17 protein-coding genes are annotated in these 14647 nt (G+C 24.3%); 3 read left to right on the top strand and 14 right to left on the bottom strand.

Annotated elements, in window-relative coordinates; translation table 11 throughout:
- Nucleotides 1-9: 9 nt before the first annotated feature.
- From Q1X91_RS00350 to Q1X91_RS00330, 5 genes are all read right to left on the bottom strand, one after another.
- Complete coding sequence (locus Q1X91_RS00350; RefSeq protein WP_300752238.1) at nt 10-975, bottom strand: hypothetical protein; 966 nt, start codon at nt 973-975, stop codon at nt 10-12.
- Nucleotides 976-1033: 58 nt separating this feature from the next.
- Nucleotides 1034-2650 carry a phage portal protein gene (locus tag Q1X91_RS00345; protein ID WP_300752236.1) on the bottom strand — a complete coding sequence of 539 codons (1617 nt, stop codon included), beginning with the start codon at nt 2648-2650 and terminating at the stop codon, nt 1034-1036.
- Between the two features lie 24 nt (nt 2651-2674).
- Nucleotides 2675-2971, bottom strand: coding sequence for a hypothetical protein (locus tag Q1X91_RS00340; RefSeq protein WP_300752235.1), 297 nt, complete (start codon nt 2969-2971; stop codon nt 2675-2677).
- Between the two features lie 82 nt (nt 2972-3053).
- Nucleotides 3054-5015: a terminase gpA endonuclease subunit gene (locus Q1X91_RS00335; RefSeq protein ID WP_300752234.1), complete on the bottom strand. Its 1962-nt coding sequence runs from the start codon at nt 5013-5015 to the stop codon at nt 3054-3056.
- Complete coding sequence (locus Q1X91_RS00330) at nt 5008-5733, bottom strand: hypothetical protein (protein WP_300752232.1); 726 nt, start codon at nt 5731-5733, stop codon at nt 5008-5010. The genes Q1X91_RS00335 and Q1X91_RS00330 overlap by 8 nt, the downstream gene beginning before the upstream one ends.
- A 171-nt stretch (nt 5734-5904) precedes the next feature.
- On the opposite strand from Q1X91_RS00330, the gene Q1X91_RS00325 reads away from it, so the two are divergent.
- Both Q1X91_RS00325 and Q1X91_RS00320 read left to right on the top strand, forming a co-directional pair.
- Nucleotides 5905-6495, top strand: a complete 591-nt coding sequence (locus Q1X91_RS00325; protein WP_300752229.1) for a hypothetical protein — start codon at nt 5905-5907, stop codon at nt 6493-6495.
- The gene (locus tag Q1X91_RS00320; RefSeq protein ID WP_300752227.1) at nt 6488-6823 is read left to right on the top strand and encodes a hypothetical protein; all 336 of its coding nucleotides are present in this window, start codon (nt 6488-6490) and stop codon (nt 6821-6823) included. The genes Q1X91_RS00325 and Q1X91_RS00320 overlap by 8 nt, the downstream gene beginning before the upstream one ends.
- On the opposite strand, the gene Q1X91_RS00315 is transcribed toward Q1X91_RS00320, so the two are convergent.
- The 8 genes from Q1X91_RS00315 to Q1X91_RS00280 form a co-directional block, all read right to left on the bottom strand.
- A complete protein-coding gene (locus Q1X91_RS00315) occupies nt 6824-7519 on the bottom strand; it encodes a hypothetical protein (protein WP_300752224.1) in 696 nt (231 codons plus the stop codon).
- 5 nt (nt 7520-7524) lie between these two features.
- The gene (locus Q1X91_RS00310) at nt 7525-7815 is read right to left on the bottom strand and encodes a hypothetical protein (RefSeq protein ID WP_300752222.1); all 291 of its coding nucleotides are present in this window, start codon (nt 7813-7815) and stop codon (nt 7525-7527) included.
- A 111-nt stretch (nt 7816-7926) separates the two neighbouring features.
- A complete protein-coding gene (locus tag Q1X91_RS00305) occupies nt 7927-8742 on the bottom strand; it encodes a hypothetical protein (protein WP_020003524.1) in 816 nt (271 codons plus the stop codon).
- On the bottom strand, nt 8739-9641 hold the full coding sequence (locus tag Q1X91_RS00300) for a DUF488 domain-containing protein (RefSeq protein WP_020003523.1): 903 nt from the start codon (nt 9639-9641) through the stop codon (nt 8739-8741). The genes Q1X91_RS00305 and Q1X91_RS00300 overlap by 4 nt, the downstream gene beginning before the upstream one ends.
- A gap of 154 nt (nt 9642-9795) precedes the next feature.
- A complete protein-coding gene (locus Q1X91_RS00295; protein ID WP_300752219.1) occupies nt 9796-11538 on the bottom strand; it encodes a DUF2326 domain-containing protein in 1743 nt (580 codons plus the stop codon).
- A complete protein-coding gene (locus tag Q1X91_RS00290; RefSeq protein WP_297207721.1) occupies nt 11529-11759 on the bottom strand; it encodes an ABC-three component system middle component 6 in 231 nt (76 codons plus the stop codon). The genes Q1X91_RS00295 and Q1X91_RS00290 overlap by 10 nt, the downstream gene beginning before the upstream one ends.
- Nucleotides 11759-12571, bottom strand: coding sequence for an ABC-three component system protein (locus Q1X91_RS00285; RefSeq protein WP_300752217.1), 813 nt, complete (start codon nt 12569-12571; stop codon nt 11759-11761). Before Q1X91_RS00285 ends, Q1X91_RS00290 begins: the two co-directional genes overlap by 1 nt.
- A gap of 3 nt (nt 12572-12574) precedes the next feature.
- Complete coding sequence (locus Q1X91_RS00280; protein ID WP_300752215.1) at nt 12575-12763, bottom strand: hypothetical protein; 189 nt, start codon at nt 12761-12763, stop codon at nt 12575-12577.
- Nucleotides 12764-12960: 197 nt separating this feature from the next.
- Between Q1X91_RS00280 and Q1X91_RS00275 the strand changes: the two genes are divergently transcribed.
- Complete coding sequence (locus Q1X91_RS00275) at nt 12961-13383, top strand: hypothetical protein (RefSeq protein WP_300752213.1); 423 nt, start codon at nt 12961-12963, stop codon at nt 13381-13383.
- A 136-nt stretch (nt 13384-13519) separates the two neighbouring features.
- Here Q1X91_RS00275 and Q1X91_RS00270 read toward each other — a convergent pair whose 3' ends face one another.
- Entirely contained in the window at nt 13520-14446 is a 927-nt protein-coding gene (locus Q1X91_RS00270; protein WP_300752211.1) for a site-specific integrase, read from the bottom strand.
- Nucleotides 14447-14647 lie beyond the last annotated feature (201 nt).

Raw genomic sequence — 14647 nt, 5'->3', positions numbered from 1 at the left:
GGCTTTATTTTATGCAATTCTTTTATAAACTCGTATTTTTCTATTTTTACTTCTGATTTCATTATTTGATATAGGTATACCTGAATTATTAAAAATAATTTCTGCTCGTGAGTTTACCCACTTGGGATAAGGAAGCGTATTTGTATATGTTGTAACTGGACCCTCAGAATTTACAACAGATATTTTAAAAAACCCGCTTTGATATGGTTGTCCATCACTAGACCAAGACATAAACGGGAACGTTCCATAAATATTTCTAACAGCATCACCCTGAATACCATTAGAACGACCTTCTTCCGATAATGAACCTTCTGTTCTAAAAAACACACTTTCAGTGTTATATTTTAATTGCCAAGTACCTCCAAAAAGTTTTTCTGGAGATTTGCTTGCATCAAAAGTTCCATTATCTTCAGCAAATTGTATGTATGTTGATCCTATTGGATGTAATAAATCTATAATTTCTTGTTTTCCCATTCCTTCACCTCTTATTAATTTAAATTTACTATCTATATATATAAATTCAGTTGAACTTTTTTCAAATAAAATAAAAAAGTCTGTACCATATTGTATATATACATTATGGTCAGTATTATTTATTATTAATATATTGCTTATATAGTTTATATTGTTTTCTGCAGTTAAATTAATATTATGAACATTTTCGTTTATATCTATAACAAGATGCCTTTGATATCTTTTTAATTGATAACCTGTATCATCATTTAATTCTATATGAGAATTTATTAATTTCATTATTGCCTCTAATTTCTGAGAATTATCTGCACTTTCATCTTCTCCATTTGGACTGATAGAGGCTGTTTTTAATAATGCCTGAGAAAATCCCCAATTATCATTAAGTAAATCTGCTATTATTTCTGTCCCGTTTGTGGCTCCCGGACTATTAGCATCTACTGCTTTTGTATTTGGAAATTCTTCTCCATTGGTATTTATAAATGCTTGACTGTAATCTTTCATATAATAATTAAAACTGAATAAATACATTTATATATATTCATCAGTTTGCTCCTTTTTATTATAGTTCTTTATCTTCTATATCATTTATATTATTTATAGGTTTGCCTGAAGAATCTTCTATATCTTTAAAACTAAGTCCCATTTTATCCATTACATCTTTTTCTTTTTTTAATATTCTCATAACTTCTTGGAAAGATTTTCCTACTATTCTTTTATTCCAAAAATCTCTTGAACCTATGCCGTATTCTATAGCAGTTGCTGCTGCTGATACATCTTTTTGTATATCTACGCTTGGTCTTGATATACTGCTCCAGCTTGCATTGGTCCAAGAATAAATAGTTTCTATATCATTTTCCATTATTGCTTTTAATAAATTTTTAGCTTCTAATTTACCGTTTAATATGCTTGATATTACTTTTTCATTATATATTGGCTGTAAAAACTCTTTTGAAAATTGATAATTTCTTGCCTGAAGATAAACATTAAATTCATTATTGGCCTGTCTTGAAGCTGAAAAATTATTCTGAAAATATAATCTTACTATTTCAGGCGGTATTTCCAAACTCCAAGAAATAGTATTTAATATAGTTTCCTGAAATATTCCAAAGTTAACATTTGGTCTAACTGTATTAAAACTAACAGGCTCTTCTCCGTATTTTAATTCATCTAATACCATACCCGGCAAATTATCTGTTATATTAAACTTTCTGCTTTCTTCTTTATCATTTATTATAATATCTGTTTTCTTTATAGCTCCATGCTGATAAGGTGCTGAACCTAATCCTTTTTCAGCTTTTTTTATGAATAATGGAAGCATAGCATTAATAACAGCTGCACGCATTTCTGAATCTTTATATCTGTCTAAATCTTTCATCATATATAAAATATTAGAAAGTATTGGTTCGCCCCGGCAGTCATCTAATAATTTATCTGTACCATATACAAGCCATGCTAATCTTCTTCCAGATTTCTCTCCATAAGCTGGTATTCTTTTATATTCTAAAAGATTGTCATTATAATTATTTGAAATATAATATGCTACTTGTCTTCCTAAGTTATCAAACTCTATGCCATGAAGTATTTTATTTCCTTTTCTAGGTGTATATCCTAAAGGTGTTCTTACATGACTACCATCTATTAATTGAATATAAGGCATTTTAGTTTTAGGAGATATTCTCAAAACTACCAAACAATCTCCGCTTATTAATGCAGTTTGTCTTACATCTAACTGTAATTGTCCGAAAGTTTTTTGATTATAATAATCGCATAATTTAGGATTTTCTGCCCATATATTAAAATCTAATTCAGCTTTCTGACTCCATAAAACGGTTTCTTCTTCCATCATTTTTGTATACATAGTTAAAGGATTAGCCTCTAAAGTTAAACCTTTATTTATTTCATTTCTTAATATTCTTCTTAAAATACCTCTGGCATAGGGATTTTCTTTAAATAATTGTACGCTTCTTTTTCTTAAAGTATAATAATCTACAAAAGTATAATCTTTAGTAATTCCAAATGAGCCCGGAAATGTATCGCCGTTAAATATTGTTTGTACTATATCAGTTAAATAATAATTGTAAGGATTATTCAATCTATCTGTATTATTATCTATTAATAAAGGCTTATCATTATATTTATTTATATTAATATCTAATCCAAATATTTTGAATTTCATTAATTTTTACCTTAAATAAAATCATTACCAAGAAGGATTTACATGTATTACAGAAGGCTTACCTATACCTAAATGCATTTCTAATTCTCTCATTTGATTAAGTATATCTTTTTTAGCTTCTATTAATTCTGATAAATTATGTCTTGTAACTGTTTGTGTTGTTTGTCCTGTATTAAGAGTATAGCTTTTATGGTTTTGTACAGATAATATAGCTTTATCATATTCAAAAAGCAGTATTCTTAAATTGTTATATTCATTTTTATAATATTCTTCACTGGATAAAGAATTTATATTATTATCATCATCAAGTTTATTACTCATTATTATTAAAGTTCCTAAAGTAGGTCATTATTATAAAGTTATATTAAATGCTTGGAATAAAAATGCAATATAGGTAACTTTTCTAATTAATTTTATCATAAAAATAACCTTGCTTAGAATATTCCCAAAAATCTTTCCAATTTAGATACTCTATATTTAATTCATATTTACAAATATTAAATGCAAAAAATTCCAAATTAGCTAAATTATAGCAATGTGTATCGAATAAATGGTTTTCCCGTCCTGCTGTTAATTTCCATCGTGTGCGTATATATTTATTTGTTATTTTATCATATTCATCAATTCTATTTTCTGCTGAATAATGATCAAAATAATCATCTGCAAAATCATTAGGAAAATTAATATACCAATCGGGTAATAGCTTATTAGTTTCTCTTGGTAAATTAAGAGTTCTTGCTATAAAGTCTTTTTGCTTTGTAGTATTTATATGAAGTGCTAGAGAAAGCCCTGCTTTTAATATAGTATCTCTATTGAAAGCCTTATAAGTTAATCCGCCTTGTATATAATCATTTCCTTTTATGGCATAGACTCCGTAACTATAATGTTTGCAAAACTCATATACATAATCCGTATATTTTCCGCTGTCTATAAATGTACTATTTATTCTGTATATTTTTTCATCATCTGAAATCCAATTCTTATTCATTACTATATCATCAAGCTGTTTCCAAACTATAGAATTATAATTTTCTGTTTCTCCTTCTATGAAAAATGCATCTATCAAATAGCTTATTCCTCTTTCACACCAGCCTCGTATATCTACCCATAATCCGTTTTTTTGTACATCTACAGCTGAAGTTAATAATAAAATACCGCTTCCTGTTTCTTCTATAAACTTTTTATTATTTATTTGATTTTTTAAATAATGATAACTTCTGTTTTGTTTTACTTTATCTGCTCTTATAGCTTCGCCTCTTTCTTCAAATGGAAGTCCTTGCATAAGGTTTCTAAACTCTCTATATTTCTCTTTATCTTTTAATCTATTATTTTTTATATCCCAGCATTGATTCCATTTTTGAACTATATCTTCCCAAGAAAACATTCCTACAGCTGAATATAAAGCAGAAATATGATAGCTTATTAATTTAGGATCTTTAGATTTTGAGGTTGAAATCCATTCACCTTCCTGAAGTATTATAGCTTTATCATGATTTTTCATTATATGTCCGCAATATTTGCATTTATATCCTACAGAACTATAATCTATTTCTCCGTTGCTATAATTGAATACTATTCCGTAGGTATGTCCTGTTTCTGTTATGCCATGAAATATTAATTCCTGTTTCTTTTTGCATTTTATGCAAGGAACAAAAAACTTTCTTTGATCGCCTTCTTTATATAATTTATATATTTTACTTGTTTGTTCTACTAATGGAGTAGAGATATATAATATTTTTCTTTTTGAAGCATAGGCATTAGTTCTATTATCCGCTAAACTTACTGGATCGCCTTCTTTTCCTATTTTATCAGGCATACCGTCCAGTTCATCAAATAAAATTACTGGAAAACTCATACTTCTTAATTTTCCCGGATTTTGTGCTCCTATTGCTATTAAAAATCCTCCAATATAATCTTTTTGCAAACTTGTATCGCCAGTCTTTTTTGTATTCACTCCAGTTTGTGAAAAAATCCTATCTCTTAATTTACAGCTGTCTATCATTCTTTCTACTTTTATTTCCATATTCATTTTTACAAGTTCTTTATCAGCTGAAATATATAATTGAGGCTTAGGATCACAGCCTATATTATAAGCTATAATATTTTCTAAAATCCCAGTTGTTGCTCCTATTTGTACGCCTTTCATTACAACTATTTTTTGATATGGAGATTTTGGCGACATATTATCAAGTATTTCTTTCCAGAAAGGAGTTCTTGAAAACTTATAAAATCCTGGTATAGGAGATATTTCTTTATCTAATGCTCTAACTCTTTCTATATAATGACTAGGAAGTTCATATTCTTTTTTGTCTGTCAATCGGTCGAACATTTTTATTATAAAGGATAATTCATGTTCTTTATTCATTATTATTTTCCAAATGTTTATTGAGCAGTTTATTTATTTCTCTTTTTATTGATTCTTTAGTTTCTGTTAGAATCATAGAAAAGTCTTTTGTCATTTCTTCTATAATTTTCATTCTTACATTATTTTCATTAGTTTTTATTAATGCTGTTAAATTATCTACTGCACTATCCGGATAATCTAATAATCTTAAATTAAGAAGTTCTATATACTTAAATATATATGTCATAACAAAGTCTTTTTCTATAAGTTCTAAATCTCTTTCTTTTATTTTTTGCTCTCTTTCCTGTGCCTGTAATAATTTGTATAGTACATCAGCCCAAAACTTTAATTTTACTGGTTCATCATATTCTATAACAAGTTCTTTTATAGTAAGGTTCATTAAATATGCAGGAAGTCCTGTTATATCTGTAAATTTCTTTTCATCTAAGATTTCAGTTTCTTTTTCTTCATTATTATTTCCTTTATTTTTCAGACTTTGACTGCTTTTATCTGTAATTTTTTCAATATTTTCTAGGTTATGTCCAGATATTGATTTGGCGAAATTATTTATATCTTCTAATGTTAAGCCTTTATTAAGAAGATAAGATATATTAACTTCATTTGTTAGGTCATATCTGTACTGATTATCTCTAATTAATTTTTTATTTTTTACTGCCTGTCTTAGAGCTTCTATGCTTACATTTGCTAATCGTCCAAACTCTTTTGAACTTACTTTCATAAACTTCCTGTATGATATATTAATTGAAAACTTTTCAAGTATAAAAAAAATGCATTTACTATTCAAAAGCCGCACGGGCTGGAGCATAATTGCGTACGCTGGTATGGCTTACAGTACCTTAAAAATGTATACCTATCTTGAAAATGTTTTTATAACTATTACACTACATATATGAATATAAGCAATATACTTAACAAATTACAATGCAATACCGCTTTTGCTAAACCTCTTGAAATAGTTTTTTCTGAATATCAGTTTTATAATTACAATCAGTTAATTTCATTCATTACACAAATAGCATTAAAATCAGAAAATTTTTATTTCACAGAGGAATCTTTCAGTAGCACAAATAAACTTATAAACTCTTTTGAATGTATGAATATTAAGCAGGCTGAAAAATTATCTAAAAAAGGAGATAAATCTATAGCAGCATACATCAAAAAGTATGGAACTGTAAATGATAATAACAAATATAATTACAGAGAAAGAGGTTTAATTAGATTAAAAGGAAAAGAAAATTATGCTTTATATGGTAAGAAATTAGGCATTGATTTAATACAAAGTCCTTATAATGCTAAAAGAGATTATATAGCTGCTAGAATTGCTTTAGAGTATTGGTTTCATAATAAATGTAATGAAAAAATTAATAATTTGGAAGAACTTACAAGAACTGTTCAAGGAAATATTTATTCTATAGATAAAATTATAGAAATGATAAATATAATAAAAAGTCCAAACCAAAAAGGAGATATTAATGCCTAACAAAAAAACTTCTATTAAAGAATTAGATGATTATATTAAAGCTCATAGGGATAATGAAAAATCAAAAGCTGTATTAGATGAAAAGAAAAAAGCAGCCATTATATATCTTAAAAATAATACTGATGGAAAGATAGAGTATAATCATAAAAATATAACTTTAGTAAACACAAATAAATATTCTTATTCTTCTGAGGTTACAGGTATTCAAAAAAATATAGATGCTCTTATAGAAGATAGAAAAAAGCAGGAAAAAATAGAAGTGTTAAATGGAACAGCAAAAGTTATAGATGTTTCTAGTTATATAAAAATGACTGATAAGGAAGCATAATTATATTATATGTTTAGATTTTAATAATTTATTTATATTAGAATTGAATATATTTTGAAAATCTTTAATAGGTTTCTCTATAGCAGGTTTTAACCATTCTCTTTTTTCTATTCTAGCTTCTTTTTGAGATAAATTATATATATGTTCTTTTGTGAAATAAGTTTTATCTCCTGCTTTAGTGAAACCTGTTATTTTATAAATATTATCTTTATATCTTAAAAATTTATTTTTCTTATATGCTTCATAAGCAGCTGCTATAAGACGAGATTTTTTACTTCCTTTTCCTTTATTGTATTTAATTATATTTCTTTTTATTTTATTATAATAAAGTTCTTTTGAAACTAAGTTAGAATTACTTCCATTTCTAGCTGCTGTTTGAGCCATTAAAATATTATTTCCTGTTTTACTTTTCTTTATTCCGCATTCTTCATGCAAAGCCATATATGATATTTTATCTCTGGCACCTACAGATGAAAACATATTAGATATACTTGTATTTTCTGCTTTTTCTACTTGTATATTTCTCTTTGTGAAATTATTTCTCAAATTAAAATCATTGTTTATATTTTGTAAAGCATTTTTCCTACTTAAAAAAGCAACAGTATTCAAAGTGTTTTTTATTGATATTTCAGCGGCTTTTTTAATATTTGCAAATCCAAATTTTAATTTACTTGTATCTACTTTAATTTCATACATAAATATTATTCTTTTTCAAAATAGTATTTTATATAATTATTGATTATAAGTACAATATTATCATCATCAATAAATATTAAATGTGTATTAGAATATGGTTTGTTTTTGAAGTTAAATATAAATCTATATTCATTTTGCAGGCTCATTTTATTTCCTATTTTGAATGTTTTAGATTTAATACCATTTTCTTCAAATATTCCAGAACCATCATTATAAATAATAAGTTTTCTATTTTCTTTATCAACATAGATTCCAGATCTTTTATATAATTTGGCCTCTAAATATAAAGTATTCATTGATAAAATAATAAATAATATATATAAATATTTCATACAAATAAATTATATGTTTCTATTAGATTACAGTCAATAAACTGTTGCGATAATTTGTGTTATCGTAATACTTTATTATAAATCTAAAAAATATTGTTCTTCTTTGTTAGGATAGAAAACTCCTATTATAATAAATGGATTTTTAGATTTATAATGAAATTCTTTAGTAGTACCTAAGAATAAATATATATCCTTATTTTTTGCTATATCTAAATATTTATTTTTTACTAAATCACAAGCTATTTTTTCATCATTATGAGATTTTAAACAATTCCAAAATAATGCCCCTATTTCCCAATCTTCAATATAAAGTTTACTTTCAAGTCCATTAATGTCTTTAAATTTATAATAAAATCTATACGGTAATTTATCTACCAATGTAAAAAAATTATCATGGCTAAATAAATTATATTGACTATATATAGCATCTATTTTATTTTTATCCCATTCTTTTTCTTTTTCTTCCTCAATTAAAAAATCTATTATTTCCGTAGGTTTAAATATAGCTAAAGATACACATTCATTTCCTTTTTTCCTAGAACAGTCTATTAAAAGTTTTAAATCCCTATATAGATTGCTATTTTTTTTAAATATAATTTCTTTTCTTTCTTTCCAATTATTATTTGTTGTAACCTTATCCAACATAGTTATAGTTTCAATATTTAATAAATGATAACTCTCTGGTCTGAAATCAGATTTATTTTTTTCTATATCCATTTCAACCCACTGATATTTTATATATTTTAATTCATTTTCTAATTTTCTAAATGGTATAGGATATACCCTTATAAAGTTTCCATCTTCTGTAAATCCAGCAGTACAAACTAGTTCTCCATAACTATATGATATTGTTGGATAAGTTTTTACTGTAATAAATACTTTTTTTCTCAAAGGTCTTTTACTCCATACTCCAATATATTCCAACTATCTAAATTAGTTATAGCATCCCTTACAATACTTCTGTGACATTGGATTGGTAAAGCTTCAAAACATGTCAATGCTATCCTCTTATGTTTTAAAAATTTATTAAATATATATTCTACATGTTTAAAATTGTTTATTAATGTTGTATTTTTGTAATCATTAAAAAGCTCATCATAGTCTTTTTGATTTTTTAATTCCTCTCTTTTTTCAGATTCTATTCCCAATTCTGGTATATGTTCATATTCTATATTAATATTATTTAACCATTTTTTCAGTGTATATTTTGAAAAACCATATTTCATACTAACAGCATTTTTTCTAACATCAATAACTAGTTTTATATTATTTTTGATTAGTTTATTTATATATTCTTCTAATGTTATACCTTCATAACCAATTGTAAATAACATATAATTATTTTTACTAAAAATAGTATTTTTTAAATTAGATATCTCTTTTTGAGATAAATATCTATCTATTATTTCACTATTTAAAGAATAAAAAGGATAATTTTTATATATAAATGATAATAATTCATTAGTATCTTTATTTCCATGAAGCTTATAGATTTTTCTTATTATATCCATATCTTCTCTTTTTAGTTGTTTAGCATATAAAATATCATCTGTTTTACTAATGAATGTATCGTCTCTAACTATATTATTCTTTTTTAAAAACTCTATATCTGAATAAGATTGTATTGAAAAACATCCATATTTATATGGTATAAAATGATAATAGGATTTCCTAGTATTTTGTAATTGTTCTTGAGATATTAAAAACAAAAATTTTTGAAAATCCGTTTTATTTAATTTATTTCCAAATTCTTCTAATAAAGATAGTATAATCTTCCTTCTATAAATCATATAAAATAACTTCTTTTTTAATTTATTAATTATATTATTAAAATAAAACTATTTAAACAATATACTGTTTTATAAAAAAATCAATATCTTAATGTAAAATAATACAGTGTTATATAGTGTTGCGATAATATAAATTATCGCAACACTTATATTTTTAGAATTTAAATAGCTTATCATTTTGAGATAATGATAAAGTTGTATATTTATCTACATCTATTTCAGGAGGTAGTTTATCTTTTAAAACAGATATTATGTATTGACAGTTAATATTATTTAATACATCTAATACTAAATTATTTATTTGATTATTATGAACTTTTTCCATTTCATCAAGTAATATAAAGTGTAAACATTTTATATTATTTTTATCTGCAAATTGTATATATGATAAATCAAATGCTTCTATTTGTGTTATTTTTCTTCCTGAACCAGAGGGTTTATTTTCATAAGGTATAATATTAATAGTATAATTCTTAACTTTACTTTTATCTTCCTTTTCCTCTAAAGTAAGCACCAATTTCTCTCCATATAATTTGTATGATATTTCAGAAAAAATATCATTAAACTCTGTAATTTTTTTAGATATTAAATCACTATAAGAAACATTTTCTTCTTCTATAGCTTTTAATCTTTTATTTATTTCATTAATATTAGAATTAGAATCTTTCCACATAGATAATTTTGCTTCCAATGCCCCTCTATCCTCGTAAAGGATATTTAATTCATTCATAATGCTATTTAATTCCTCTACAGTAGAACTTTTTTTCACAATATTAGCATAATATTTTTCTTCTTCTAAAAGTTCATTTAATTCTAATTTAAAATGAATTATTTTGGATTCTAAATCAGGAAGTTCTTTTGTAATAAAACTGATTTTATTAACTATCATAGAATTATGAAACTTAAGTGTATCATCAAAACTTTTATGTATATTTGGAATAAATTTTTTAGCTTCCTCATACAGATACTTTATATATTCAATATCTATATTTACTTTATTATTTTCTAGTTCATTTTTGCTTTCAATAATTAGATTTTTTCTCATATTTAATGCAGAAATATCTGTGTTCAAACGATTAATATTTCTTTTTATATTATCTAATTTATTTAAATCTTCTTTATAATTTTCATTAATATTTAAATTATCTTTTAACTTTTCTTTTTCTTCAATTTCTTTATTCTTCAAATGTAATTTTTGTTCTAAAACTGCCAATGAACCATCTTTTTCTAATCTTGATTGCAATTTTTCTTCTAAATCTTTTTGTGATTTTAATTGAGCTTTTTCTTGTGATAAATTAGAATATATCCCAAACCAAAATAAATATAAAGCTTCATATTCTATAGATTTTGTAGTAGGATGTAATACTTTTACTATATTTTCAAGTCTTACTTTTTCATATCTTATATTTTTTGATATAATTTGTCTAAAGCTTGGTTTGTTATGATCATAATTAAATATTAATTTATTTAATAACAACCCAGCATTAGATTCATCATTTTTAGAATTATAACTAACATGTTTATTATTTATAGTATATATTTTTTCTTTATTTGATAAAAAATTTCGTTTTATTATAATATTATTGGATTTATTATCATTTAAGTTATCTGTCAATATTAATGTAATTAATACTTTGTTTTTTATTAAAAAATCTTTGATTGTATATGTCCCATCATCAGTTTCACCAAATTCATTATCTTTATATATATTTTTTCCATCTCCGCCTAAACAAAAATCTATTAATTTTAATAAAGTAGTTTTTCCAACATCGTTTCCAGATGAAGTTTTATCTTCTTTTGGTGTATTATCAAGTATTAAATTTAATCCCATATGAAATGGGATTTCTCTTATTATTTCACCATCATTTTTTTCTATTAGTATTTTTTTTATAAACATATCTTTATCTCTTCATCTTCTATGTTTAAAATATCTATCATAAATAACCAATCAAAAGAAAAAAGTAATAAAGACATAGATATATTTTCTTTTTTATTTACTTCTTTATATACCTCTATGATATCCAATTTATCAGTATTTTGTTTCTTTAATACTTCTATAACTAGAGCCCCAACATAATATAGATTTTTATTTGGAGTTATATCTTTACTCACTATCATTATTTAGGCTCCTCTAATATTTTACATCTAATAAAAGCATCTACAAGAATAATAGGTAAAGCAATATATACATCATCTTCTTCTACATTGGATAAACAATTTTCTATTCTTTCTTTTACATTATCAAATATATTATCGCTATTTTCTCTTATAATATTTATATCGTTTGTTCCATTATAATTTTCCTTTATTTCATCTATGTAAAATTGTCTAATTTTTCTTAATAATTTTGTTTTTTTAAAAGAATTGAAATTTTCCAATTCTTTATATATAGCATCTATCTTTCCATAATATACTTTGTATTCATCTATATATATTTTATTATGTTTTAAATTATTATATAAAATTTTATTATTTATATCAAAAATTTCTGTATTATTATCATAATCTAAATTATCTACATCCATATTAGCAATATGTTCTATAGCAATTTCAAGTACTCCATTATTTTCATTAATTTTTTGAGAAATAGCTTCTGATTCTCTTTTTGTCTTCCATTGGAGTAATAAATCTATAGGATATTCTTCTGCTAAACCATCTATTTTGGCGTGACAATTAGGACACAAAAGAATTAAATTATAAAAATCATATGATTCTTTTTCAGAAATATTAGGGTTAGCTCTTGGACCTTTTTCAGAATGTGCAATTATATGAGCAATTTGACCAATATTTTCATATTTTCCATTTTTATTTATACAAATATTTGTATTACAATCTGGATTATAACATCTATTTAAACTGAGTGCATATAATTTCTTTAATGTTGCTGGACTACAATATCTTGATTTTTTTTTATCATCATTATTTTTCATAATCTACTCTTTAATTAATTTTGCAAGAGTGACTTTACGTACATACTGCCCAACACTTAAATTTTCTTTCTGAGCATAAGTATTAATAAGATTATACATTTCTTTGGTAAGCCTAAACATAACCCTTATGTCAGCTTTTTCACTGCCTTGTATTTTTCTGCCAGCTCCATTTCTAGCTCCACCTCTTGGCATAAAGATATCCTTTTTATTTGATATAATTATAGTATATAGCATTTATTTGAAAAAGTCTACTTTATTCAATTAAAAAACTATATGAATAAGGTTGACAATTAAAATGTATAATTTAATATATCCTTATAAATAATAATTGAAATGTTGGCAATTATAAAGAATATTATAATTATTATCATAAATAAAAGGATCAAATTATGAGTAAATTGATATTAGAATGGAAAAAATGTATACCTAATGAAAGTAATAATGATAATCATTGGTGTAATTTAGTTAATCTTGAAAAAAAAGACTTAAATTATAATGGGGTGTACATAATATGGTATCCCAAAGGTCCTGTTTTGAAAATAGGTTCAGGTAACATAAGAGAAAGATTAGAAAAACATTCTAATAAAAATGAGGATTTTTACAAGGGATTAATGAAATATAATAAAAAAAATAATACAAATTTTAATCTTGAAGATTTACTAGTTACTTTTGCCCAAGTAAATGGTAATCAAATGGAAGGTGTGGAAGCCTATTTAGCTAATATATATAAAAATGTATTAGATTCAGAAACAACAGCTATAAGATTTCCTAATAAGAAAATGATAGAAGTTAACAATCCATTTGATAAATAATTGAATTGATATAGTATAAGTATTATATGTAAATTATTTATAATATTTTTAGAATGATAATAATGTAGTATAATAGAATTTTATATTTATATTATATATAATTTTTGATAACAGTAATTATCGCAACTATAGAATATTATTCTACCTCCAAACTTTTTAAGTATATTCCTGTTATAGCTATACTACTATGATTTAATGCCTGTCTAATAAGTTCTATATCTTTAGTTTGTTTATATAAAGTAACAGCAAAATAATGCCTTACATCATGTATAGAGTAGGCGGCTTTTATTTTACCTTGATTATATAAACGCTTTGAACTTCTATAAAATATGTTCCTTATTACTTCAGAGCTTTTATTTTTGAAAGGATTATTAAAAGAAAGATTATTCTGTTTTAATAATTTAATAACTTTTTCAGTAACTTTCCAGCTTATTTCTTTGCCTTTTGAATATGAATAATATTTGTTATTTCTTATTTCTAGTTTAGGTAAAGCACCAACACGCACACCGCATTCCATTATAAAAATGATGGCCACTTTTATAAGCGGATCTGATATATCTTTAATTATTAATTCAATTTCTTTTTTAGTTGGCACTTCTAAACGTTTCTTATTTTTTACTGGCGGACGAGTTTTTGTACCTCTAAAAGGATTTTTCATAAACGGATATCTTCTTTCTAAAAAAGAAAAGAAAGAGGAACAGGAAGAAACTAATGCACGTACACTTAAATTAGAAAGCTCACTAGAATTAACTTCTGTTATAAAATCATCAGCTTCTCTAGCTTTAATAAATAAAATATTTTTGTTATTCATTTTGCAGTATTCCTCTAGTTTATTAAGTCCGTTTTTATACTGTCTTTTTGTGTGATTGCTTTTTGTTTTTGAACATTGCTTAAAAAAGTTTTCTTTCTCTGTTTCATAATCTATCTGTTTAATAAGCTGCTCTTCTTTCATATAATCAAGTATATTCAAGTAATTAGCTTGCTTAATTAGAAGTTCCGCTTGCTCTTGGCTTATTATATTATTGCTTTGTAATATTAATTCTTTATTTTTCTTAGAAGCCATATTTATACCTTTTCATAAATTAAAGACTTATTACGATTTTTTTAGTCTTTATTTATATGAAAAGAATATAAACTTTTATAACTTTTTAAATATACATAGCTATTATTTATTTTTAAACTTTTATACTATATTATTTTCAATCAGTACTGTAAAAATATTAGTAGGTGATATTTTTACAGTATCATAGTGATGTTACGAAGA

Source organism: uncultured Brachyspira sp., from assembly GCF_949287625.1.
Classification (GTDB): Bacteria; Spirochaetota; Brachyspiria; order Brachyspirales; family Brachyspiraceae; genus Brachyspira.
This window is presented reverse-complemented; position numbering and strand designations above follow the sequence as displayed.

Coding starts and splice junctions, on each gene's coding strand:
- Q1X91_RS00275 (WP_300752213.1), top strand. CDS start 12,961: ATGAGTAAATTGATATTAGAATGGAAAAAATGTATACCTAATGAAAGT.
- Q1X91_RS00295 (WP_300752219.1), bottom strand. CDS start 11,538: ATGTTTATAAAAAAAATACTAATAGAAAAAAATGATGGTGAAATAATA.
- Q1X91_RS00340 (WP_300752235.1), bottom strand. CDS start 2,971: ATGAGTAATAAACTTGATGATGATAATAATATAAATTCTTTATCCAGT.
- Q1X91_RS00325 (WP_300752229.1), top strand. CDS start 5,905: ATGAATATAAGCAATATACTTAACAAATTACAATGCAATACCGCTTTT.
- Q1X91_RS00350 (WP_300752238.1), bottom strand. CDS start 975: ATGAAAGATTACAGTCAAGCATTTATAAATACCAATGGAGAAGAATTT.
- Q1X91_RS00270 (WP_300752211.1), bottom strand. CDS start 14,446: ATGGCTTCTAAGAAAAATAAAGAATTAATATTACAAAGCAATAATATA.
- Q1X91_RS00300 (WP_020003523.1), bottom strand. CDS start 9,641: ATGATTTATAGAAGGAAGATTATACTATCTTTATTAGAAGAATTTGGA.
- Q1X91_RS00290 (WP_297207721.1), bottom strand. CDS start 11,759: ATGATAGTGAGTAAAGATATAACTCCAAATAAAAATCTATATTATGTT.
- Q1X91_RS00335 (WP_300752234.1), bottom strand. CDS start 5,015: ATGAATAAAGAACATGAATTATCCTTTATAATAAAAATGTTCGACCGA.
- Q1X91_RS00310 (WP_300752222.1), bottom strand. CDS start 7,815: ATGAATACTTTATATTTAGAGGCCAAATTATATAAAAGATCTGGAATC.
- Q1X91_RS00315 (WP_300752224.1), bottom strand. CDS start 7,519: ATGTATGAAATTAAAGTAGATACAAGTAAATTAAAATTTGGATTTGCA.
- Q1X91_RS00285 (WP_300752217.1), bottom strand. CDS start 12,571: ATGAAAAATAATGATGATAAAAAAAAATCAAGATATTGTAGTCCAGCA.
- Q1X91_RS00320 (WP_300752227.1), top strand. CDS start 6,488: ATGCCTAACAAAAAAACTTCTATTAAAGAATTAGATGATTATATTAAA.
- Q1X91_RS00330 (WP_300752232.1), bottom strand. CDS start 5,733: ATGAAAGTAAGTTCAAAAGAGTTTGGACGATTAGCAAATGTAAGCATA.
- Q1X91_RS00280 (WP_300752215.1), bottom strand. CDS start 12,763: ATGCCAAGAGGTGGAGCTAGAAATGGAGCTGGCAGAAAAATACAAGGC.
- Q1X91_RS00345 (WP_300752236.1), bottom strand. CDS start 2,650: ATGAAATTCAAAATATTTGGATTAGATATTAATATAAATAAATATAAT.